The organism is Pseudomonas brassicacearum (genome assembly GCF_003732175.1).
GTDB lineage: Bacteria > Pseudomonadota > Gammaproteobacteria > Pseudomonadales > Pseudomonadaceae > Aquipseudomonas > Aquipseudomonas brassicacearum_G.
In genome coordinates, this window is the sequence record NZ_MOBI01000013.1 from 268,426 (window position 1) to 289,750 (window position 21,325).

At 59.5% G+C, this 21,325-nt stretch carries 21 protein-coding genes; 11 read left to right on the forward strand and 10 right to left on the reverse strand.

The window, feature by feature from the left end; translation table 11 throughout:
• Positions 1-6 precede the first annotated feature (6 nt).
• Positions 7-483, reverse strand: a complete 477-nt coding sequence (locus BK658_RS12100; RefSeq protein WP_019692159.1) for a YchJ family protein — start codon at positions 481-483, stop codon at positions 7-9.
• Between the two features lie 4 nt (positions 484-487).
• Complete coding sequence (locus BK658_RS12105) at positions 488-985, reverse strand: DUF6231 family protein (RefSeq protein WP_123582475.1); 498 nt, start codon at positions 983-985, stop codon at positions 488-490.
• Positions 986-1,238: 253 nt separating this feature from the next.
• Between BK658_RS12105 and BK658_RS12110 the strand changes: the two genes are divergently transcribed.
• Both BK658_RS12110 and BK658_RS12115 read left to right on the forward strand, forming a co-directional pair.
• A complete protein-coding gene (locus BK658_RS12110; RefSeq protein ID WP_123582476.1) occupies positions 1,239-1,517 on the forward strand; it encodes a DUF1145 domain-containing protein in 279 nt (92 codons plus the stop codon).
• Positions 1,510-2,268 (forward strand): collagen-like protein, encoded by a 759-nt coding sequence (locus tag BK658_RS12115; protein WP_123582477.1) that lies wholly within the window; start codon positions 1,510-1,512, stop codon positions 2,266-2,268. The genes BK658_RS12110 and BK658_RS12115 overlap by 8 nt, the downstream gene beginning before the upstream one ends.
• Before the next feature lie 130 nt (positions 2,269-2,398).
• On the opposite strand, the gene BK658_RS12125 is transcribed toward BK658_RS12115, so the two are convergent.
• The gene (locus tag BK658_RS12125; RefSeq protein ID WP_123582479.1) at positions 2,399-2,863 is read right to left on the reverse strand and encodes a CopD family protein; all 465 of its coding nucleotides are present in this window, start codon (positions 2,861-2,863) and stop codon (positions 2,399-2,401) included.
• Between the two features lie 99 nt (positions 2,864-2,962).
• Between BK658_RS12125 and dinG the strand changes: the two genes are divergently transcribed.
• From dinG to pdxH, 5 genes are all read left to right on the forward strand, one after another.
• On the forward strand, positions 2,963-5,107 hold the full coding sequence (gene dinG / locus BK658_RS12130; RefSeq protein ID WP_019692164.1) for an ATP-dependent DNA helicase DinG: 2,145 nt from the start codon (positions 2,963-2,965) through the stop codon (positions 5,105-5,107).
• A 94-nt stretch (positions 5,108-5,201) separates the two neighbouring features.
• Positions 5,202-7,589, forward strand: coding sequence for a beta-galactosidase (locus BK658_RS12135; RefSeq protein WP_123582480.1), 2,388 nt, complete (start codon positions 5,202-5,204; stop codon positions 7,587-7,589).
• A gap of 168 nt (positions 7,590-7,757) precedes the next feature.
• Positions 7,758-8,903 carry a serine hydrolase domain-containing protein gene (locus BK658_RS12140; RefSeq protein ID WP_123582579.1) on the forward strand — a complete coding sequence of 382 codons (1,146 nt, stop codon included), beginning with the start codon at positions 7,758-7,760 and terminating at the stop codon, positions 8,901-8,903.
• 143 nt (positions 8,904-9,046) lie between these two features.
• Complete coding sequence (locus BK658_RS12145) at positions 9,047-10,081, forward strand: OmpA family protein (protein ID WP_123582481.1); 1,035 nt, start codon at positions 9,047-9,049, stop codon at positions 10,079-10,081.
• Between the two features lie 40 nt (positions 10,082-10,121).
• Positions 10,122-10,769: a pyridoxamine 5'-phosphate oxidase gene (gene pdxH, locus BK658_RS12150; protein WP_123582482.1), complete on the forward strand. Its 648-nt coding sequence runs from the start codon at positions 10,122-10,124 to the stop codon at positions 10,767-10,769.
• Between the two features lie 3 nt (positions 10,770-10,772).
• Here the strand turns inward: pdxH and BK658_RS12155 are convergent, their stop codons facing one another.
• Positions 10,773-11,009, reverse strand: coding sequence for a hypothetical protein (locus BK658_RS12155; protein WP_123582483.1), 237 nt, complete (start codon positions 11,007-11,009; stop codon positions 10,773-10,775).
• 168 nt (positions 11,010-11,177) lie between these two features.
• Here BK658_RS12155 and BK658_RS12160 point away from each other — a divergent pair, with 168 nt between their 5' ends.
• A complete protein-coding gene (locus BK658_RS12160; RefSeq protein ID WP_123582484.1) occupies positions 11,178-11,642 on the forward strand; it encodes an outer membrane lipoprotein in 465 nt (154 codons plus the stop codon).
• A gap of 90 nt (positions 11,643-11,732) precedes the next feature.
• On the opposite strand, the gene BK658_RS12165 is transcribed toward BK658_RS12160, so the two are convergent.
• From BK658_RS12165 to nhaA, 3 genes are all read right to left on the reverse strand, one after another.
• Complete coding sequence (locus tag BK658_RS12165; protein WP_123582485.1) at positions 11,733-11,987, reverse strand: colicin E3-like toxin immunity protein; 255 nt, start codon at positions 11,985-11,987, stop codon at positions 11,733-11,735.
• 7 nt (positions 11,988-11,994) lie between these two features.
• On the reverse strand, positions 11,995-13,218 hold the full coding sequence (locus BK658_RS12170; protein WP_123582486.1) for a colicin E3/pyocin S6 family cytotoxin: 1,224 nt from the start codon (positions 13,216-13,218) through the stop codon (positions 11,995-11,997).
• A gap of 121 nt (positions 13,219-13,339) precedes the next feature.
• Positions 13,340-14,527: a Na+/H+ antiporter NhaA gene (gene nhaA, locus BK658_RS12175; protein WP_123582487.1), complete on the reverse strand. Its 1,188-nt coding sequence runs from the start codon at positions 14,525-14,527 to the stop codon at positions 13,340-13,342.
• A gap of 277 nt (positions 14,528-14,804) precedes the next feature.
• On the opposite strand from nhaA, the gene BK658_RS12180 reads away from it, so the two are divergent.
• Complete coding sequence (locus BK658_RS12180) at positions 14,805-15,899, forward strand: PLP-dependent cysteine synthase family protein (RefSeq protein ID WP_123582488.1); 1,095 nt, start codon at positions 14,805-14,807, stop codon at positions 15,897-15,899.
• A 126-nt stretch (positions 15,900-16,025) separates the two neighbouring features.
• Here BK658_RS12180 and BK658_RS12185 read toward each other — a convergent pair whose 3' ends face one another.
• Together BK658_RS12185 and BK658_RS12190 are read right to left on the reverse strand one after the other, a co-directional pair.
• Positions 16,026-17,639, reverse strand: a complete 1,614-nt coding sequence (locus BK658_RS12185) for an NAD(P)/FAD-dependent oxidoreductase (protein WP_123582489.1) — start codon at positions 17,637-17,639, stop codon at positions 16,026-16,028.
• Between the two features lie 111 nt (positions 17,640-17,750).
• Positions 17,751-18,425 carry a COG3650 family protein gene (locus tag BK658_RS12190; RefSeq protein WP_123582490.1) on the reverse strand — a complete coding sequence of 225 codons (675 nt, stop codon included), beginning with the start codon at positions 18,423-18,425 and terminating at the stop codon, positions 17,751-17,753.
• 147 nt (positions 18,426-18,572) lie between these two features.
• Here BK658_RS12190 and BK658_RS12195 point away from each other — a divergent pair, with 147 nt between their 5' ends.
• Positions 18,573-19,688, forward strand: a complete 1,116-nt coding sequence (locus BK658_RS12195; protein WP_123582491.1) for an acyltransferase family protein — start codon at positions 18,573-18,575, stop codon at positions 19,686-19,688.
• Between the two features lie 21 nt (positions 19,689-19,709).
• On the opposite strand, the gene BK658_RS12200 is transcribed toward BK658_RS12195, so the two are convergent.
• Positions 19,710-20,309 carry a short chain dehydrogenase gene (locus tag BK658_RS12200; protein WP_123582492.1) on the reverse strand — a complete coding sequence of 200 codons (600 nt, stop codon included), beginning with the start codon at positions 20,307-20,309 and terminating at the stop codon, positions 19,710-19,712.
• Positions 20,310-20,413: 104 nt separating this feature from the next.
• Here BK658_RS12200 and BK658_RS12205 point away from each other — a divergent pair, with 104 nt between their 5' ends.
• On the forward strand, positions 20,414-21,322 hold the full coding sequence (locus BK658_RS12205) for a LysR family transcriptional regulator (RefSeq protein ID WP_123582493.1): 909 nt from the start codon (positions 20,414-20,416) through the stop codon (positions 21,320-21,322).
• Positions 21,323-21,325: the final 3 nt, after the last annotated feature.

Genomic DNA, 21,325 nt, shown 5'->3' on the forward strand with positions numbered 1-21,325 from the left:
ATCGCCTCAAACGGTGAAATAACTCGCACAACACTTCTTGAATTTCTGCCCGCTGGCGCAGGGGCATGCATCATTGCGCCCGGCCTTGAGCTGCACGGTCGGATCAATGAAGTACCAGCGCCCGGCGTTTTGCACAAAGGATGAGCGTTCGCGGTGGCTGTGCTCGCCGGTGCTGTCGTGCCAGCGTGCGGTGAAAGTGACGAATGCATGTTCAGGCTGGCCGCCGAAGACCTCGGAGCTTTCCACCTCAAGGCCAAGCCAGGTGCTTTGCGCACTCCAGTCGCTGATCGACTGACGATCGAGGCCTGCCTGTTGGGCGGGCAAGGTAGTGGCCACCAGATAGTCGATCAGGCCCAGCACATAGGCGCTGTAGCGCGAACGCATCAAGGCTTCGGCGCACGGCGCGGGGTGGCCGGCGTGGTAGTGGCCGCAGCAGGCATCCAGCAGGGTGCCACTGCCGCACGGGCAAATGGACGTACTCATCGTGTTACCACCAGTATTTTCCGAAGTTTTCCGGATTGGCCCAGAACCGTGAGTTGAGCCAGTCGGGTACTTGTTTGTAGTCAAGCAGATCGTAGGTAAACAGTGTCAAGACCTGTTCGTCACGCTGGAAGCGTTCGCTGGCCTGCAGTGCCAGGGAAAAGAAGTCGGTTTCTTGCCAGCCGCAGGCTTTCAGGTCCGCAAGCACCGCGATGCGGCTGGCGTTGAGATTGCGAATCCCGCCAAGCAGGTTCAGGCCATCGCGTTTGGGCAGATGCTCAAGACAGTCGAGCGCCAGCGCCAGGTCGAAGCGTTGTGCGGCCAGGGCAGGTGGCAGTGGGCCGGGTGCGACTTGAGCGACGCAGGCATCCGGGTGCGCGAGCTTGAAAGCTTCGAGCGCCGGGAAGTCGCTGGCGCCGATCAGCAACAGACGTTGTGGCGCATAGCGGTCGAGCAAGGCGGCGAGCGCTTGCTGGGGCGTGCGCGAAGAAATACCTGTGGTCATCGAAGATCCTCAATCAGATGTGCGAAGACTAGCCTGCCCCGGCGTCAGGGCCTAGAGCCGGATTACAGGCAATGGTGGGGCCTGCTGTAAACACGGGGCGAAAAGCCGTCGGGTCGAACGGGCGGACTGGCTGCTGATCGACAGTTGCGACGCTCTAAACCGCCCGTTCGGAAGAATTTTCGTTGGCCTCTGGCTTATCCGTTGCGGAAGTCGTTACTGTGCGCGCAAAGAATAATGATCTGCGGGGGCGTACATGAAGGTGCTTTGGGGCTTGGGGAAGGGTTTGACCCTGTTGTTCTGGCTGGTGGTGCTGGTCAATCTGATCAGCCCGTTGATCAGTCCGTTTCATCTGATGATCAATCTGGCCGGTAGCCTGTTGCTGATGACCCATGTTGTGGAGCTGGTGCTCTATAACCGTAACCTTAAAGAGCGGGCTCATCCGTGGCGTGATCGCTTGCAGATCCTCGTTGTCGGTATTTTCCATGTGCAAACCCTTGCAACCCCTGCCGCCGGAGAGGTTCGCCATGCGTAAGTTCTGCCTGCTCGCCGCCTTGATCAGCCCAATGGCGATGGCTCAAGTGGTCACGGTCGAGACCAACTCGCTGCTGCGTTTGCCCAATACCGCCAGCACCTTGCAGCTGGAGCGCCTGGAAGTCGCCGATAATGGCACGCTGCTGATCCCCTCGAACGTGACCGAACTGAGCATTGGCGAGTTGCGTCTGGGCCGCGAGGCACGGATCGCCATTGTCCCCAGCGAACAGGCTCTGCAACTGAATATCAGCCGTGCGCAGCTTGCCAGTGGCAGCCAGATCACCTCGCGAGGCGCGCCGGGCACTTACCTCAAGGCCGCCCGCGCCGGGCGCAACCTGAATCTGCGGATTGCCTCGCTGAACGCTCCCGAGTTGTCGGTGGATGCCCGTGGCGGTGCCGGTGCGCCGGGATACGTGGGGCTCGATGGCGGCAACGGCCAGGAGCCGGGCTGCACGTGGGGCCAGGCCGGACATGGGGCGGATGGCGATAATGGTGGTGATGGTCATGCCGGGGCGCCGGGCGCGCAGGTCCGGGTAGAGTTGTCACGTAATTACCCGGCGCAGCAGATCAAAGTGCTGGTCGACGGTGGTGCCGGAGGCGTGGCGGGTGCCGGTGGCAAGCCAGGCGCAGGCGGAAAGGCCAAGGGTTGTTTCGTCTACCGTGCCGACGGCGGTAAAAGCGGTCGCGCTGGTGCGCAAGGTCAGCCAGGTCCTGCCGGAGCGGCAGGTGCCGTGACGGTTCAGCGGTTGTAAGCAGCCTGTGTAACTGATCGTTCCCACGCTCTGCGTGGGAATGCAGCCCGTGACGCTCTGCGTCACAGGGGACGCGGAGCGTCCTTGGAGGCGTTACCACGCAGAGCGTGGGAACGATCGGCGAGGGGAGTCAGAACATCGGCCGGGCCGAGGCCACCGCCACCAGCAACAATCCCAGCAACAGATTGATTCCCACCAGACGCCGAATCTTGCCTAGCATCGCCGCACCCGCCGGCCAATCCTCGGCCAGCACGGCTTTACGCAACTCCGGCAGATTCAGCGCCTGAATCCGGATAAACAGCGCGGTCATCACCAGGTACAGCCCCATCATTATCTGTACATAACGCGGTGCGGTTTCAAAGCCGCTGAAGCGCAGGTGAATCAGCCCGACGCCACTGATCGGCAAGATCACCACGGCGACCCAGACCCAGACAAAAAAACCTTGAAACACTTCTACCCAGAGCTTTAATCGCGCAGGCCCTTCAAGTGCCTTCATGGCGGCCGGGCGCAGGACCATCCAGGCGAAAAACATGCCGCCGACCCAGATTAGGGCCGCCAGTACATGCAGGGTATAAATGAGGGCGAAAGGTGTCATTGGGGTACTCCGTTCTGCGCGGGATTAATTAGCGGGGTATGATAGCCGCCGATCCGAACCACTGAAAATTTATCCAGCGTTTTTTGCGCCCGACAATCCATGATCAGCACTGAACTCAAAACCACGATCCAGGGCGCCTACTCGCGTTTTCTCGAAGCCAAGAGCCTCAAGCCGCGTTACGGCCAGCGCCTGATGATCGCCGAAATTGCCAAGGTCCTCGGTGACATCGACACCGACGACGAAGGCCGGCGCAGTGGCGACCCCGCGATTGTCGCGGTGGAAGCCGGCACCGGTACCGGGAAAACCGTGGCCTACAGCCTGGCGGCGATTCCGACTGCCAAGGCCGCCGGCAAGCGCCTGGTGATCGCCACGGCGACCGTCGCCCTGCAAGAACAGATTGTCTACAAGGACCTGCCGGACCTGATGCGCAACAGCGGGCTGAATTTCAGCTTTGCGTTGGCCAAGGGCCGTGGCCGCTACATGTGCCTGTCCAAGCTCGACATGTTGTTGCAGGAAGGTCACGCACAAACCGCTACCGCGCAGCTGTTCGAAGAGGAAGGCTTCAAGATCGAGGTCGATGAAGCCAGTCAGAAGCTGTTCACCAGCATGATCGAAAAGCTTGCTGGCAATAAATGGGACGGCGACCGCGACAGTTGGTCCACCGCCCTTGAAGATGCGGACTGGGCGCGCCTGACCACCGATCACAGCCAGTGCACCAACCGTCATTGCCCCAACTTCGGTCAGTGCGCCTTCTACAAGGCGCGCGAAGGCATGGGCAAGGTTGACGTGATCGTCACCAACCACGACATGGTCCTCGCCGACCTGGCCTTGGGCGGCGGTGCCGTCCTGCCCGACCCGCGCGACACCATCTACGTGTTCGACGAAGGCCATCACCTGCCAGACAAGGCGATCGGCCACTTCGCCCATTACACGCGTTTGCGTTCCACCGCCGACTGGCTGGAAACGACCGCCAAGAACCTCACCAAGTTGCTGGCCCAGCATCCACTGCCGGGCGATCTGGGCAAACTGATCGAACAAGTGCCGGAGCTGGCGCGAGAGATCAAGACCCAACAGCAGTTCATGTTCACCGCCTGCGAACAGGTTGCCGAGTTCAAGCCCGGCGAAGACGTCGAGGGCCGTGAACGGCCACGTCATCGTTTTGTTGGCGGGGTGATTCCCGAGCATATGCGCGAGATGGGCGTTGAGCTGAAGAAAGGCTTTGCACGCCTGACCGATGTCTTTACCCGGCTCACCGAGCTGCTCAAGGAAGGCATGGATGGCGAGGTCAACATCGGCATTGCCAGCAATCAGGCGGAAGAGTGGTATCCGCTGTTTGGCAGTCTACTGTCCCGTTCTCAGGGCAACTGGGAGCTGTGGACCGCATTCACCGCCGAAGACCCGGAAGACAACCCGCCGATGGCGCGCTGGCTGACCCTGGCCGAAAGCGGTTCGCTGTTCGATATCGAGGTCAACGCCAGCCCGATCCTGGCGGCGGAAATGCTCCGACGCAACCTGTGGAATGTGGCTTACGGTGCGCTGGTGACCTCGGCCACCTTGACCGCACTGGGCACCTTCGACCGTTTCCGCATGCGTGCCGGTCTGCCGAAAAAAGCCGTGACGGCGGTGGTGCCGAGCCCGTTCCATCATGCCGATGCCGGCGTGCTGCGGGTGCCGGACTTGCGCGCCGACCCACGGGACGCGGCCGCGCACACCGCGGCGATCATTCGTGACCTGCCGGAACTGGTCGAAGGCTCGCGCGGCACACTGGTGCTGTTCTCTTCGCGCAAACAGATGCAGGACGTGTTCGACGGCCTGGACCGCGACTGGCGTAAGCAAGTGTTCATTCAAGGCAACCTGTCGAAGCAGGAAACCCTGAACAAGCACAAGGCGCGGGTCGATGGCGGTGACTCCAGTGTGTTGTTCGGTCTGGCGAGTTTCGCCGAGGGTGTCGATTTGCCGGGTGCTTACTGCGAGCACGTGGTGATCGCCAAGATCCCGTTCTCGGTTCCGGACGATCCGGTCGAAGCCGCGCTGGCCGAATGGATCGAAGCCCGAGGTGGTAATCCGTTCATGGAAATCTCGGTGCCCGACGCCTCGCTCAAGCTGGTTCAGGCTTGCGGGCGCCTGCTGCGTACCGAAGAAGATCGCGGCACCATCACCTTGCTTGACCGTCGTCTGGTCACGCAACGCTACGGCAAAGCTATCCTCAACGCGCTGCCGCCGTTTCGCCGCGAAATATCTTGAGACACGGTGGGCGAAATCGCCCACTTCGTTGTCTATCCCCCTTCACCGATTCCACATAGGCCGTTCACCGGTCGTTAGGGAGAACCTGGTTCATATGATTCGCCGTTCGTTACCCGCTGTTTTTGCCCTGATGTTCGCTGCGCCACTGTTGGCGGCTCCGGCTGGACAACAGACGCTGTTCAACTTTGTCCGGCCCGCCGATGTGGTCCAGGTGGCGACTCAGGACGCCAGCCTGCCGCAGTCCAATGCGGAGCAAACGGCCGAAGGTGAAGTGCTGCGCCGGGTGACCTTCAACCCGGCGGTTCAACCGAACCTGCGCCTGACTCCGCAAAGCGGCGCCTGGGACTGGTCGCAGTCTGGTGTCATGAGCCTGCGTATCCAGAGCGCGATGAACTGGGCCGTGACGCTCTACGTGAAAATCCAGAGCAACGACGGCAAGACCCTGGTCAGCCGCATCGATCTGCCGGCCGGGCCGGCGCAAACCCTGTTGGTGCCCCTGACACCGAGTTCGCCGTTGAGCCAGGGCCTGAAAGCCGGGCCGCCGATGCCGATCACTGTCGAAGGCCAGCGTGTATTGCTGGCCAGCAGCACGGGTGAACTGGATCGCAGCCAGGTGGTGTCGGTGACGCTGTCGATGGATCAGCCAAAAGTCGCCCAGAGCATCATGCTTGAGCGCTTTGGCGTGCAGGACGGCGAGGCGGTGGTCAAAGCGGCCTACGGTTCGTTAGTGGATGCTTATGGTCAGTCCACGCGAGCGAAATGGCCGGAAAAAGTCACCAGCGACGAGAAGCTCAAAGCCGCAGCAAATAAAGAACAACAGCAACTGAAAACCTGGCTGGCCGAGCGTGAGCGTTCGTCCCTGGACACATTCGGTGGCTGGAGCAAAGGTCCGGCGTTCAAGGCCAGCGGCTTCTTCCGTACGGAAAAGCGTGATGGTCGCTGGTATCTGGTGACACCGGAAGGTCACCCGTTCTATTCCCTGGGGGTCAATACGGTTGCCGCCGATGCCAGCCAGACCTATGTCGCCGGGCGCGAAGCCATGTTCGAGTCGTTGCCCGCTAACGACGAGCCATTGGCCAGCCATTACGGTGAAGGCGACAACCGCAGTGGCAATGGTGCCGATCAGGGGCGTGGGTTCAATACCGGTCGCTGGTATGACTTCTACGGTGCCAACCTGCAGCGCACTTATGGCCAGCCGTGTGCGGTCGCGAGTGCAACCAAGGCTGAGGAAGCCAAGGCAGACGCCGCCACAACCCCATGCGCTCCACACACGTTCGACGAAAAGCGCTGGACCCACCATACACTTGACCGCCTGCAAGCCTGGGGTTTCAACACCATCGGCGACTGGAGCGCTCCGGCGCTGGGCTTGAACGACCGTGTGCCCTACACCTTGCCGCTGTCTATCGTCGGCGATTACGCCAGTATCAGCACCGGCACCGACTGGTGGGGCGGCATGCCCGATCCGTTCGACCCGCGTTTCGCCATGGCCACCGAGCGCGCCGTGGCCATTGCGGCACGCGATCACCGCGACGACCCATGGCTGATCGGTTACTTCGCCGATAACGAACTGGCCTGGGCCGGTCCTGGCGATGACCCGAAGGCCCGTTATGCCTTGGCGTACGGTACTTTGAAAATGACCACCGACGTGCCGGCCAAACGGGCGTTCCTCAAGCAACTGCGGGATAAATACCGTAACCAGGCGGGCCTGTCGAAAGCCTGGGGCATTGATCTGCCGGCCTGGGAATTGATGGAAGACCCGGGGTTCGTGCCGCCGCTGCCAAGTGCGGAACACCCGGAAATCGAAGCCGACTTCAAGTATTTCCAGAAAGTCTTTGCCGATACCTACTTCAAGACCATTGCCGATTCGCTGAAATGGCACGCACCCAACCACCTGCTGCTCGGTGGTCGGTTTGCCATCAGCACACCTGAGGCTGTCGAGTCTTGCGCGCAGTATTGCGACGTCCTGAGCTTCAACATGTACACGCTTAAACCTCAGGACGGTTATGACTTCGCCAAGCTACAGGCGTTGGACAAACCGGTGCTGATCACCGAGTTCAACTTCGGCTCGCGTGATCGCGGTCCGTTCTGGGGCGGTGTAACAGAGCTGGCGAAGGAAGAAGACCGTGGGCCGGCCTACGCCAACTTCGTCAAGCAAGCGGTGAGTGAACCGTCGATTGTCGGCGTGCATTGGTTCCAGTACCTCGATCAACCGGTGACCGGCCGTCTGCTGGACGGTGAAAACGGCCATTTCGGTCTGGTCGGGATCACGGATCTGCCGTTTCAGGGCTTTGTCGAGAGTGTGCGCAAGGCCAACTTGCAGGCCGTCGATCAGCTCGGCAAAGAAGCCGAGAAGGCCAAGGCTGCGGCCGATAAAGCCGACAGTGCCGGTCATGAAGACGCAGCAGGGAAAAAAGGCCGCGACAGCAAGGGCGCAGGGCAGGGCGCCGGCCATGCAGGTGGGCATTCCGCCAATGGTCATTAGGACTTCGCAGCCTCTGTAGGAGCTGCCGCAGGCTGCGATCTTTTGATCTTTTGATCGTTGACTGATCAACGGTAAAGGCAATCACCCAGCCTGCCCCTGTTCCCAAATCGCTCAAGGGCTGGAACAATGCAGGTCATTGTGTCAAAACGTTTTTTCGGAGAGTTACGGGTGCTGATTCAGGGTCATTACGAGCTTAAATTTGAAGCGGTGCGTGAAGCTTTCGCAGCACTCTTTGACGATCCCCAGGAACGTGGTGCGGCACTGTGCATTCAAATCGGCGGTGAGACCGTCGTCGACCTCTGGGCCGGTACTGCCGACAAGGACGGTCACGAGGCCTGGCACAGCGACACCATTGCCAACCTGTTCTCCTGCACCAAGACCTTTACCGCGGTGACCGCCCTGCAACTGGTCGCCGAAGGCAAGTTGCAGCTCGATGCTCCGGTCGCCAGGTATTGGCCGGAATTCGCCGCTGCCGGCAAGGAGGCGATCACCTTGCGTCAGTTGCTCTGCCATCAGGCCGGTTTGCCGGCCTTGCGCGAGCTGCTACCACCTGAAGCGCTCTACAACTGGCAAACCATGGTCGACGCGCTAGCCGCTGAAGCCCCTTGGTGGACGCCCGGTGAAGGCCATGGTTATGCGGCGATCACTTATGGCTGGCTGGTCGGGGAACTGCTGCGTCGCGCCGATGGCCGTAGTCCGGGCGAGTCGATTGTGGCACGTGTTGCACGACCATTGGGGCTGGATTTCCATGTCGGCCTCGCGGATGAAGAGTTCCATCGCGTGGCGCACATCGCGCGTGGCAAGGGCAATGTCGGCGATGCGGCGGCGCAGCGCTTGCTGCAAGTGACGATGCGTGAGCCGAAGGCCATGACCACTCTGGCGTTTACCAACCCGCCATCAATCATGACCAGTACCAACAAGCCCGAATGGCGTCGTATGCAACAACCGGCAGCGAATGGCCACGGCAATGCCCGCAGTCTTGCCGGGTTCTACAGCGGTCTGCTCGATGGCAGCCTGCTTGAAAGCGAGATGCTCCAGGAACTGACTCGCGAGCACAGCCTGGGCGAAGACAAGACTTTATTGACCCGGACCCGTTTTGGTCTGGGCTGTATGCTCGATCAACCGGACGTACCCAACGCGACCTTTGGCCTCGGCCCTCGAGCGTTTGGTCATCCGGGTGCTGGTGGCTCCGTCGGTTTCGCTGACCCGGAACATGACGTGGCCTTCGGTTTTGTGACCAATACCCTTGGGCCATACGTGTTGATGGACCCACGTGCGCAGAAGCTTGTGCGGGTTTTAGCCGCCTGTCTGTAAAGGGTAGCTTCAAGGCATTTTTTTGAAAAAAACTTGCCCAATGGTCGCAGGGCGGAACCCTGTGGCTTCTATAGTTTCAAAGCGTCTGTTTTATACGGGTCGTAGCGGCCCATAGCTTCTTATCTCATTTTGTGGATATCCCCATGTCACTGAACAAATCTCTAGCCTTGGCACTGTGTCTCAGCATTACCGGTTGCGCGCAAACCCCACAAAATGATGCAGACGGGGGCCACTGGTGGTCTTTCGGTTCCGGTTCGGACAAGGTCGCGGACAAAGCCGCTGCCAAACCAGATGCGAAGGCCGCTGAAGACGCTGCAGCGGCGAAGGCCAAATCGACTGCAAATGCTGCTGCGCCAACCACCCCGGCTGCAGTTCCAGGCTCTTCAGCTGCCGCAGCAGCCAAAGCCGATAGCGAAAGCAAATGGTGGTGGCCGTTCGGCGACCAGCCGAAGGCCATCACCAAGGCCGATATCAAAGATGTACCAATGCCTGACCCGAAAATCACCCAGGCCTGGCTGGACAGCTACGAGCCTCGCTTGCGTGCTGCCGTTCAGGGCAGCCGTCTGCAAGTGGAGCGTCGCGAGAACGTGTTGGTCGTAGTCGTTCCGGTGGATGACGCCTTCAACCCGAAACGTCCGGCGATGTTGCTGCCTTCGGCCCTGGGTGAGTTCACCAAGGTGTCCAAGGTGGTAGAAGGTGATACCAAGACTTCCGTGCTCGTACTGGGCCATGGTGACAACACGGGGACGCATGACGAGGCTAAACAGCTGAGCAAGGACCGTGCGACTTCCGTTGCATCGATCTTCAGCCTCGGTGGTTTGAAGGGGGATCGTCTGATGTTGCGTGGTATGGGTGATCTGATGCCGCGCGCCGCCAATGACAGTGCCCAGGGCCGTGCCTTGAACCGTCGTGTGGAAATCATGCTGACCCAGCGTACCACCATGCTGGCATTGCTGAACAAGTACAGCCAGCCGACCCCGCCACCGGTGGAAATGGTTGCAGTGCAGCCCGCCAAGCCTGCAGCGCCAGCTGTTGCCGAGAAAAAAGCGACGTCGAAGAAGAAAGGCGCTGCCTCGAAAAAGGCTCCGGCGAAGAAAGCTCCGGCCAAAAAACAGCCGGCCAAGAAGCCAGCTGCAGCCAAAGCGGACACCGCGGAAAAAAACACCAGCGGCCAGTAATCAGGCCAGGAACTGATTGATCAAGCACAAGGAATACGCAATGACCCGGACTCTGGCTGATATGCGTCGTGACTACACTCGCGATGGTTTGACCGAGGCTCAGGCCCCGGCCGAGCCATTCGCGCTGTTTCATCAGTGGTTTGCCGAGGCGGTGAATACCGAACAGCCTCCGGTCGAGGCGAATGCCATGACCCTGGCCACAGTTGATCAGGACGGTCGCCCGCATTGCCGGATCCTGTTGCTCAAGGGGCTTGATGATCAGGGTTTTACCTTCTTCACCAACTACGACAGTGCCAAGGGTCAGCAGCTGACGGGCAATCCGTTTGCTGCCATGACCTTCTTCTGGCCGACCCTGGAGCGCCAGGTGCGTATCGAGGGTCGGGTGGTGAAGGTAACGCCGCAGGAATCCGATGCCTATTTCCAGGTACGGCCACTGGGCAGTCGCCTGGGGGCCTGGGCGTCTCCGCAGAGTCAGATAATTGCCGATCGTGCCGAGTTGGAAGGGCTGCTCAAAGTCACTGAAGAGCGTTTCAGCGATAGCCAGCCGCATTGCCCGGAACATTGGGGCGGCTATCGTTTGTTGCCAGAGCGCATCGAGTTCTGGCAAGGTCGGGCGAGCCGTTTGCATGATCGTCTGAACTATCGTCTGCAAGGCGCGGACTGGAGTCGCGAGCGCCTCGCGCCGTAAATGTTACACAGTGGGGTAGGTGGCAGCCGCCGCCTCCAGCCACTGTGGCAGATCCCGACGTTTGATATTCTGCTGCCGGGCAATGGCCAATTGTTGCAGCATGAACGCCTTTTTCCGCTCGTCATTACCGGCAAGTGCCAGCGCCAGATCACGGTCCATCCAGCGTTTGATCCTCACGTACAGCCACCCATGGAAGTACAGTCCGGCAACGGTGGTGGCGACAATGATGAAGTAATCCATGGAAATCCTTGGTGCAATGGCGCAGATTCTGGAATTTGGCGCTACTGTGTGATGAGTTCTCAAGTGCGACTGTACTGCACCTGAATGAAACCAATTTTATCCGGGCGGTGCCGTGACAGGCGTCAAGCTGCGGAGTTTAATGAATACCTGTCCTTTGGAGTTGATGCTATGCGTAAGTCTGTTTTGCTGGTTGCTTCTTTTTCTACGATGGCGATGCTGCTCACCGGTTGCCAATCGAACCTGACCGGTGACTCCTACTCCCGCGACGAAGCACGTCGGGTGCAGACGATCCGCATGGGTACCATCGAGTCCCTGCGTCCGGTGAAAATCGAAGGCACCAAAACCCCGATCGGCGGTGCAGCCGGTGCGGTTGTTGGCGGCGTCGGCGGTAGCGCCATTGGCGGTGGCAGAGGCAGCATCGTTGCGGCGGTAATCGGCGCAGTAGCCGGCGGCCTGGCGGGTTCTGCCATCGAAGAAGGCGTGACCCGTACCCAAGGCGTGGAAATCACCGTTCGCGAAGACGACGGCAGCATGCGCGCCTACGTTCAGGAAGTTCAGCCAAACGAAGTATTCCGTGTTGGCGAACGTGTGCGCATCTCCACCGTCGGTGGTACCAGCCGCGTTTCGCACTAAAATTTGCGCGGTTAAAACAAAACCCCGATCAGGTAACTGGTCGGGGTTTTGTGTTTTTGTTGTTAAGCAACAATGAGTAAATCTAACGAGTCACCATACTTGTCGATATCGAAACGCGATCTGGTAGTCGAAAACAGAGCTATCAATTTGATGATTGAACAGAGGTTGGAGCGTCGGTATCCAGGTCGCAGCAACATCAAACCCACCATCATAAATTTCACTTTCGGACATCAAGCCTAGTGCGTCGATTATTGCCCCGTCGTCTCCTAGGTCTGCAGAGTATTCCTTCCCTTGTGCGATTTCCGTTTGCTTGTCATACCAGTCCAACCTGATTTTCAGCCCCATGCAGTCCTCACAAGTATTTTTTAATGCTGCGGTTCTTTTTGGGCGGATCAATTTGCTCGCCAGTTAAATGGTCGAATGAGCCCAGGTGGCTGCCATCACTTGCGCGGTAGGCTTCAAGCTCGCCATGAAGAGAATCCCATTCATAAATTGTACGACCTTTGGTATCAATCCAACGCTCTCGAAGCCCGCCGCCTCCTTGTCGTGGGGTTTTCTTCTTCGCTGCTTTCAAACCCACAAAACCAGTAATTTCCTCTGTTTCAGGCGCAGAGTGATAGTCGTGATCTGGGTTGGGAATCCGTCTTCCGGTAACACTCACCACAATATAAACCGGCGCCACCCCCGAATCCGCCGGAAACACCAGAATGAAATCCTTGTACTCAGGCGGGTAGATCGGGTTGACGATGATGCTGTCGGCGGCGGGTGTCGGGGGAAAGACCCAGATGTGCGGTGCCGGTGGCGCCGCTTCCAAGGCCGGGATGCCCAAGGTGCTGGAGGGATCCATGGCCGGTGTCCAGATCAGTTCGATACCCTCGCCGAGATCTGCGACTTGCCGGCTGTCGCGTTGGCTGAATTGAACGACGTCGACCATCTCCCAGTCGCGGTTCTTGCCGGTGTAGAAGGCGTAGCCCTTGAGACTGCCGTCGGCCAGTTGCTCGATTCGCAGACGGACACGAGTGCGAGCTTGTTTGAGGTCGCGCAACTGGTCTTCGGTGTAGAGCGAGCTGTCGCCCAGATTTGATGGCCAGATCAAAGCCACCAGTCCGAGCAGGGTGCCGGCAATCGTGCCCGCCGTGACTGCGACAGTAGAGCCAAAGGCCGAGCCACCAAGGGCCAGGCTGCCAATGCCGGCGGGTAGTGCGCTGCCACTGATTTTCTGAAGGGGTACCCGGCCAGATTCATCCGCCTCGCGCGCGCCGAGAAGGATCAGCTCGCCGTAGTCTTTCAGGCTATCGGTGGGGACGGCTCCCGAAGGGCTCGAGTAATCGATGATTGCATTCGGCAGCTTGCAGGACTTGGCGAAGACGCATCCGGCCCGGATAGGAGGGGGCGGTTTTACGGCGAGCTGGCGATGCTTTTCGAAGGCCGCTTGCCTTGCGAGCATGTCGTCGTAGGATTTTTGTCTTGCGTCACGTTCTGCCAGTTCGGTGGCAGTCATGTAGCGATGGGTAATGTGATGCCCATCGCCTGACGGTGGGTTGGGAACCCTGGGGATGTCCTTGTTGCCAGCCACTGATTGTCCTTGTTCGGTTTGTCCATCGGCAGCCCTGTGAAGGGCTGCACGACGTTATCGAACGTGGCTTATCGTGGCTGTAGGACTAGTCCTGGATGTACCTGGGTTCTGTCTTTGATGTTCAAGAGGTCAGCGCGGCGCTCTTGCTACTGGCCGCTGCGGTCACCGCGTAACCGATCAGTGCGGCGAGGATCGAGCCAGTGAGAATGCCCATGCGGTCCATACCGGCGTATTCGCTGCTGCCCGGCACAAAGGCCAGGGAGCCGACAAACAGACTCATGGTGAAACCGATACCGCAAAGGATCGCCACGCCGAGTACCTGACCCCAATTGGCGCCAGCGGGGAGGGCTGCGATGCCGGTTTTGACGGCTAGCCAGGTCAGGCCGAAGACCCCGACGGTCTTGCCCAGTAGCAAACCGGCGGCAATGCCCATCGGTACATGGTGGGTGAAGCTCTCAAGGTTGACGCCAGCCAGTGAAACACCGGCATTGGCGAAAGCGAACAGCGGTAGGATACCGAAGGCCACCCAAGGGTGCAGCGCGTGCTCCAGGCTCAGCAACGGTGACGGTTCAGCGTTTTTGGTCCGTAGCGGAATGCAGAACGCCAGTGTTACTCCGGCCAGTGTGGCGTGGACACCGCTCTTGAGTACGCATACCCATAGAATCAGGCCAATGATCATGTAGGGGCCGAGCTTGACCACGCCTAGCCGATTCATCGCCACCAGCGCCACCAGACAGGCAGCGGCCAGCATCAACGACAGCGTCGACAATGCGCCGGAGTAGAAGATCGCGATGACGATGATTGCACCCAGGTCATCGATGATCGCCAGGGTCATCAAAAACAGCTTCAGCGAGACCGGTACACGCTTGCCCAGCAAGGCGAGCACGCCGAGGGCGAAAGCGATATCAGTGGCCATCGGGATCGCCCAACCACCCAGGGCTGACGGGTTGTCCTTGTTGAGGAACCAGTAGATCAGCGCTGGCACGACCATGCCGCCGATGGCCGCTGCGCCCGGCAGGACGATCTGCGATGGTTTGGACAGATGGCCTTCAAGGATTTCGCGTTTGACCTCAAGGCCGATCAACAGGAAGAACATCGCCATCAGGCCGTCGTTGATCCATAACAACAGCGGCTTGGCGATTTTCAGGGCGCCGATCTGGGCAACCACGGGAGTGTCCAGCAGGCCGTTATAGAGCCAGGACAGCGGTGAGTTGTTGATAATCAGGGCAAGAGCTGCAGCGGCAATCAATAACAGACCGCTGGCAGCTTCCAACTGAAAGAAACGCGTGAAAGTGCTACGCAGAGGCAAGGTCGCTCTCCATCTATCGATTCAAAAGGTGGACCACCCTAACCCGTACGGTTAGTTGTTAAAACAAAAGTTATATTCTTTTTTGTTATATGTCGTTACAACCAAGGTTGTGGCGCTGAGCCTAGCAGTTGGCTGACGTATTGGGCCTCAGCTGTACCTGTGCGTTATGCGGGTTTTTTCCTAAGCTTGTTGATTGAGCCTTCCGACACGGTCAATCCATTGCCTGTTGTCACCGCCAGGTTTCCTTACGCCTATTCGATTCAATGAGAAAAAGACCATGAGCGACAACCGTCAGTGGGCTCGCGAAGCCATCCGGATCATCGAAGCCGACTTCCAGCGCAGCGCCGATACGCACCTGATCCCTTTGCCACTGCCGGGATTGCCGGGCATCGAGTTGTACTTCAAGGATGAATCCAGTCACCCCACCGGTAGCCTCAAACATCGGCTGGCGCGTTCGTTGTTTCTCTACGCACTGTGTAATGGTTGGCTCAAGCCTGGGGCGCCGGTGATCGAGGCGTCCAGCGGCTCGACGGCGATCTCCGAGGCGTATTTCGCGCGTTTGCTCGGCTTGCCGTTCATTGCCGTGATGCCGGCCACGACCTCCCGGGAAAAAATTGCGCAAATCGAGTTCTACGGTGGCAAAAGCCATCTGGTGCAAGATCCGACGCAGATCTACGCCGAGTCCGAGCGCTTGGCCCGGAAGCACGACGGCCATTTCATCGACCAGTTCACCTATGCCGAGCGTGCCACTGACTGGCGAGCCAACAACAACATTGCCGAGTCGATCTTTCAGCAGATGCGTTTCGAACGTCATCCTGAACCGAGCTGGCTGATTTCCAGCCCTGGCACCGGCGGTACGACGGCCACTCTGGGGCGCTACGTGCGTTATCGCCAGCATTGCACCCGCGTGTTGTGTGCCGATGCCGAGCGTTCGGTGTTCTTCGAGTATTACCAGACCGGCGACGCGAGCTTGCGTCTGGATTGCGGTTCGCGGATCGAAGGCATTGGCCGGCCACGGGTCGAGGCGTCATTCTTGCCGAAGGTCATCGATGCGATGGTCAAAGTGCCGGACGCGCTGTCACTGGCGGCCATGCATTACCTGGCACAGCGCTTGGGGCGGCGGGTGGGTGGTTCCAGCGGGACTAACCTGATCGGCGCCTTGATGGCGGCGCAGCAAATGGTGGCAGCGGGGGAGAGTGGCTCGATCGTGGCGATACTGTGCGATGGCGGCGAACGCTACGCGACCACCTATTACGATCAGGACTGGCTGAAGGCTCAGGGGTATGAGTTGAGTGGTTTGATCGCGGCCGTTGCGGCCAGTGTCGAGCGCGGTGAACTGCTGCCGACCAGCGTGTTGCGCGCCAATATCTGATCGCTGCGGATTGATCGTTCCCACGCTCCGCGTGGGAATGCAGCCAGGGACGCTCTGCGTCCCAAGAGCGGACGCAGAGCGTCCGGTGAGGCATTCCCACGCAGAGCGTGGGAACGATCTACTGTGTTAAGCCTCGATACCGAGGATATCCCGCGCCACCGCTTCGGCAATACGAATCCCGTCGACACCCGCCGACAGGATCCCGCCGGCATAACCGGCGCCTTCACCGGCCGGGAACAGGCCTTTGACGTTCAGGCTCTGCATCGACTCGTTACGGGTGATCCGCAGCGGCGAAGACGTGCGGGTTTCGATCCCGGTCAGCACCGCGTCGTGCAGCGAGTAGCCGCGAATCTGCTTCTCGAAAGCCGGCAAGGCTTCACGAATGGCGTCGATGGCAAACGCCGGCAACGCCAGCGCCAGATCGCCCAGCGCAACCCCGGGTTTGTAGGAGGGTTCGACGCTGCCCAGCGCCGTCGATGGCTTGCCTGCGATGAAATCGCCGACCAGTTGCGCCGGTGCTTCGTAGTTGCTCCCACCCAGCACAAAGGCGTGGGACTCCAGACGCTCCTGCAACTCGATCCCTGCCAATGGGCCGCCCGGATAGTCGACTTCCGGGGTGATGCCCACAACAATCCCGGAGTTCGCGTTACGTTCGTTACGCGAATACTGGCTCATGCCGTTGGTTACCACACGGTTCGGCTCGGAAGTCGCCGCCACCACCGTACCGCCCGGGCACATGCAGAAGCTGTAGACCGAGCGACCGTTCTTGGCGTGGTGCACCAGTTTGTAGTCGGCGGCACCGAGTTTCGGGTGACCGGCGTATTTGCCCAGGCGCGCGCTGTCGATCAGCGATTGCGGGTGTTCGATACGGAAACCTACCGAAAACGGCTTGGCTTCCATGAACACGCCACGGCCGTGGAGCATGCGGAAGGTGTCGCGGGCGCTGTGGCCGAGGGCAAGAATCACGTGTTTCGAGTGGATCTGTTCGCCGCTGGCGAGTTCGATACCGGTCAACTGGCCGTCTTCGATCAGCACGTCAGAGACTTTTTGCTGGAAGCGGACTTCACCGCCCAGCGCACGAATCTGCTCACGCATGTTTTCGACGACGCCCGTCAGACGGAACGTACCGATGTGCGGTTTGCTGACGTAGAGGATCTCTTCCGGCGCGCCGGCTTTGACGAACTCGTGCAGGACTTTGCGGCCGTGGTGCTTGGGATCCTTGATCTGGCTGTACAGCTTGCCGTCAGAGAATGTCCCCGCGCCGCCTTCACCGAATTGCACGTTGGACTCGGGATTCAGCACGCTTTTGCGCCACAGACCCCAGGTGTCCTTGGTGCGCTGACGCACTTCTGTGCCGCGCTCGAGAATGATCGGCTTGAAGCCCATCTGCGCCAGCAGCAGCCCGGCGAAAATCCCGCACGGGCCGAAACCGACCACGATCGGCCGTTGGCTCAGATCCTGCGGAGCCTGGCCAACGACCTTGTAGCTGACATCCGGCGCCGCATTGACGTTACGGTCATCGGCGAACGTGTGCAGCAACTTCGCCTCATCGCGCACGCTAAGGTCGATGGTATAGATAAAGCACAGTTCGGAAGATTTTTTGCGCGCATCGTAGCTGCGCTTGAACAAGGTGAAATCGAGCAGATCATCACTGGCGATGCCCAGGCGTTGCACGATGGCTGGCCGCAGGTCTTCTTCGGGATGGTCGATCGGCAACTTGAGTTCGGTGATTCGTAACATGACGGGGTCCGGTTCGCGGGGGCGCACAACTGCGCCAAAGGCGTTTCACAAACCGGTGATTATAAGCCTCAACCGCCCGTTCCGGTGAGGCTAAAACAGCATCCTGTCGAATCAGTCGTTACGCGAGCCGCCGAAATACGCGCAGCCACGTTGTACCTGGCCGTTGACCCGCAACTCGGCGCTCATGAATTGAACGCTGCCGTGGGCGCTGTCGACACAGCGTTGTGGGGCAATCCAGAGTTCAACGTGTTGGTCATTGGCTTCGCTACTAAGGCTGAAACGCCCGTCACCGAGTTGTTCTTCCAGAAACGGCAACGCCAGCGCTGGCTGGCCGGCGCGCTTGATCACCATGCCCTTGGTGTTGACCTTGACGTTCCAGTCGGGCGTGTTGCCACTGGCACGCAGGATCAGCCGCTGGAAGTTGGGGTCTTCACAGGCTGCGCTCGAGCGTTCGACGCGGTATAGCTGCTGCACGTCGAACTGGGCCCCCGCATCAGCTGATTTGCCAGTGGCAACCCGGCCGCGCACGTCAGCGAAAATCTTGTGCTGCGCGCCCGCCAGCGTTGCGGCTTCCTGCAGGATACTGGTGCTGCCGGCGTCATTGACGACATACAGCTTGTTTTCCTGGCACGGCTGAAACATCAGCTTGCCGTTGGCCATGCTGAGTTCGCCCTGCATGCGGGTCAGGCCCGCCATGGACGGTTTCTCAGGCTGGCTCTGCAGCAACTGGCAACCGGCGAATACAGTAAGCAGGGCGACAAACATCAGGGAACGGGCAGCACGCATCGTTGGGTCTCCAGACAAGTGCCGCCACGTTACTCAGCCGCGCCGGTGACCACAAGGCTTGTGTGCAGAAGGAGTCGTGTAGGGGATTGAGTCGCAGAGCAGGTCACCGCATAGTGACGACCCATTCTGCGATCCCTGACCTTTGCCATGAACACTCGATTGTCGCGCCTGCCTGAACGGCTCTATGCATTGGATGCGCTGCGAGGTGTGGCGGCGTTGGCGGTGGTGTTCTGGCATTGGCAGCACTTCTTTTTCCAAGGTGCTGTGCCTGGGCCTTTGCAGGTCGAGCAGCAGCCTTTCTACAACCTGTTTGCGCTGTTCTACCGACACGGCGGTGACGCGGTCGCGTTGTTCTTCAGCTTGTCCGGTTTCATTTTTTTCTGGCTATTCAGTCGCGCCGTGGCGAGTCGGGAGCTTGGTGGCAGGCAGTTTCTACGGGAGCGTTTCAGCCGACTCTACCCCTTGCACCTGGCGACCTTCGGGTTGGTGGCGGTGCTTCAGTGGGTATACACGCGTTACAACGGGAACGCCTTCGTTTACCCCTTCAACGATGCCTATCACGCACTGCTGAATCTCTTTCTGGCGCCGGCCTGGGGATTTGAGAAGGGGTGGTCATTCAATGGTCCGGCCTGGTCGATTTCAGTTGAAGTGCTGCTCTATGCGGTGTTTTTTTTATTGTTCCGATACTCGCGATACCCCTTGATAGTGAGTGCTGCTCTGATCGTGATTGCCGGATACGTGTTTCCCGATCAGTACAAAATCACCTTGGGCGTGTTGAGCTTTTTTTGCGGTGGACTGGCGTATCGGGCATTGATCTGGCTGCTCGAAAAATGCTCGGGCCGGGCGGTGGGGGCGGTGGGGGCGTTGCTGGTGAGCGGCTGCGCAGCGGCTTGGTGGGCTTGCGATCCGGGCGCAGCTCATTCGTTATTAATCAGGTTCGCCGTGCTGTTTCCTTTGACGATCATGGCCGTGGCTGCATGCCATCAGGTACTGGAACCCTTGGCGCGGCGTCTGGCCTGGTTGGGCGACATCAGCTACGCCTCGTACTTGCTGCACTTTCCTTTACAGATCTGCGCGGCATTGTTGGCGGACAAATTTTTCCCGGGTCGCGACGTGTTCTATCAGTCGTGGACCTTGCTGCTGTTTTTTGTGCTGTTGATTGCTACCAGCCTGATATGCCATCGCTGGTTCGAACGACCAATGCAGCAATGGCTGCGTGCGCAGGGGCGCGAGCGTCAGGTGGGCGCCGAAATAGCCCGTTAGGGTATTTCAGCGCCAAGGCGATCAGCCGACGTTGTAGATCTGGCCAGTCTGCGAGCCTTCCACGCTTTTCGCGTAGGCCAGCGCCACATCGGCGGCTGGAACCGGTTTGAATCCGCGGAAGTACGGTGCGTAGCTGCCCATGGCTTCAACCAGTACGTTCGGGCTGACCGCGTTTATCCGCAGACCGCGTGGTAATTCGATAGCCGCCGCTTTAACGAAACTGTCCAGGGCGCCGTTGACCATGGACGCCGAGCTGCCGGTACGAATCGGATCGTGGCTGAGAATACCGGTGGTGAAGGTGAACGATGCACCGTCATTGGCGAATTCACGGCCGATCAACAGCAGATTGACCTGGCCCATCAGCTTGTCTCGCAAGCCCAGCTCGAAGTCTTTTTCGGTCATATTGGCCAATGGCACGAAGTTGACGCTGCCGGCGGCGCAGATCAGCGCATCGAAGTTACCGGTCTGTTCGAACAGCTTGCGGATCGAGGCGCTGTCACTTATGTCGACCTGGAAATCACCGCTCTTGCGGCCGATACGGGTGATTTTATGGCGCTGGGACAGTTCTCGGTCAATGGCCGAGCCGACAGTGCCGGAGGCTCCAATCAAAAGAATTTTCATCGCGCTAATCCTCAAGTGGGTGAATGTGGTTTCAGTTTAGTGTGGTTTTTTTTATTGATAAGCGTGCTAATGGGCAACCTTTGGTTTTCAAATGGAAACAATCCATGAGCGAAATGGATGATCTGGCGGCGTTTGCAGTGTTGATCGAGGCCGGCAGTTTTACGCTGGCAGCGCAGCAACTGGGGTGTAGCAAGGGGCAGTTGTCCAAGCGCATCAGTCAACTGGAAGCACGTTTCAGCGTGGTGCTGCTGCAGCGAACAACACGGCGTTTGAGCCTGACAGCCGCCGGTGCGGCGTTGTTGCCGCAAGCGCAGGCGCTGGTAATTCAGGTAGAGCGGGCGCGACAGGCCCTGGCACGGTTGAAGGACGATATGGCGGGGCCCATTCGGATGACGGTCCCGGTGTCGTTGGGGGAGACTTTTTTCGACGGGTTGCTGCTGGAGTTTTCCCGAGAGTACCCCGATGTGCAGATCGAGCTTGAGTTGAACAACAGTTACCGCGACTTGTCGCGGGATGGCTTCGATCTGGCGATTCGTTCAGAGGTGGCCAACGACGAACGAATGGTAGCCAAGCCACTGTTGGCCTGGCACGAGATGACCTGCGCCAGCCCGGCTTATCTTGAGCAGTTTGGTGAGCCGCAGACGCCGGCGGACCTGGCCGATCATCGTTGCCTGCTCAACAGCCATTACAGTGGCCGGGAAGAGTGGTTGTATCACCAGCAACATGAACTGTTGCGGGTGCGGGTCTCGGGGCCGTTCGCCAGCAACCACTACAACCTGTTGAAGAAGGCTGCGCTTGCCCATGCGGGGATCGCGCGCTTGCCTTCTTACTTGCTCCAGGCTGAACTGGCCGATGGCCGTTTGCGCTGGCTGCTGCGCGACTATCAGACCCGCAGCATGCCGATGTATCTGGTGCACCCGTATCAGGGCGGCTTGCCCAAGCGTACGCAGGTATTGGCCGATTACCTGATGAGATGGTTCAAGCGCAGCGGCGAAGCGCTGGATCGGCTGTAGCAG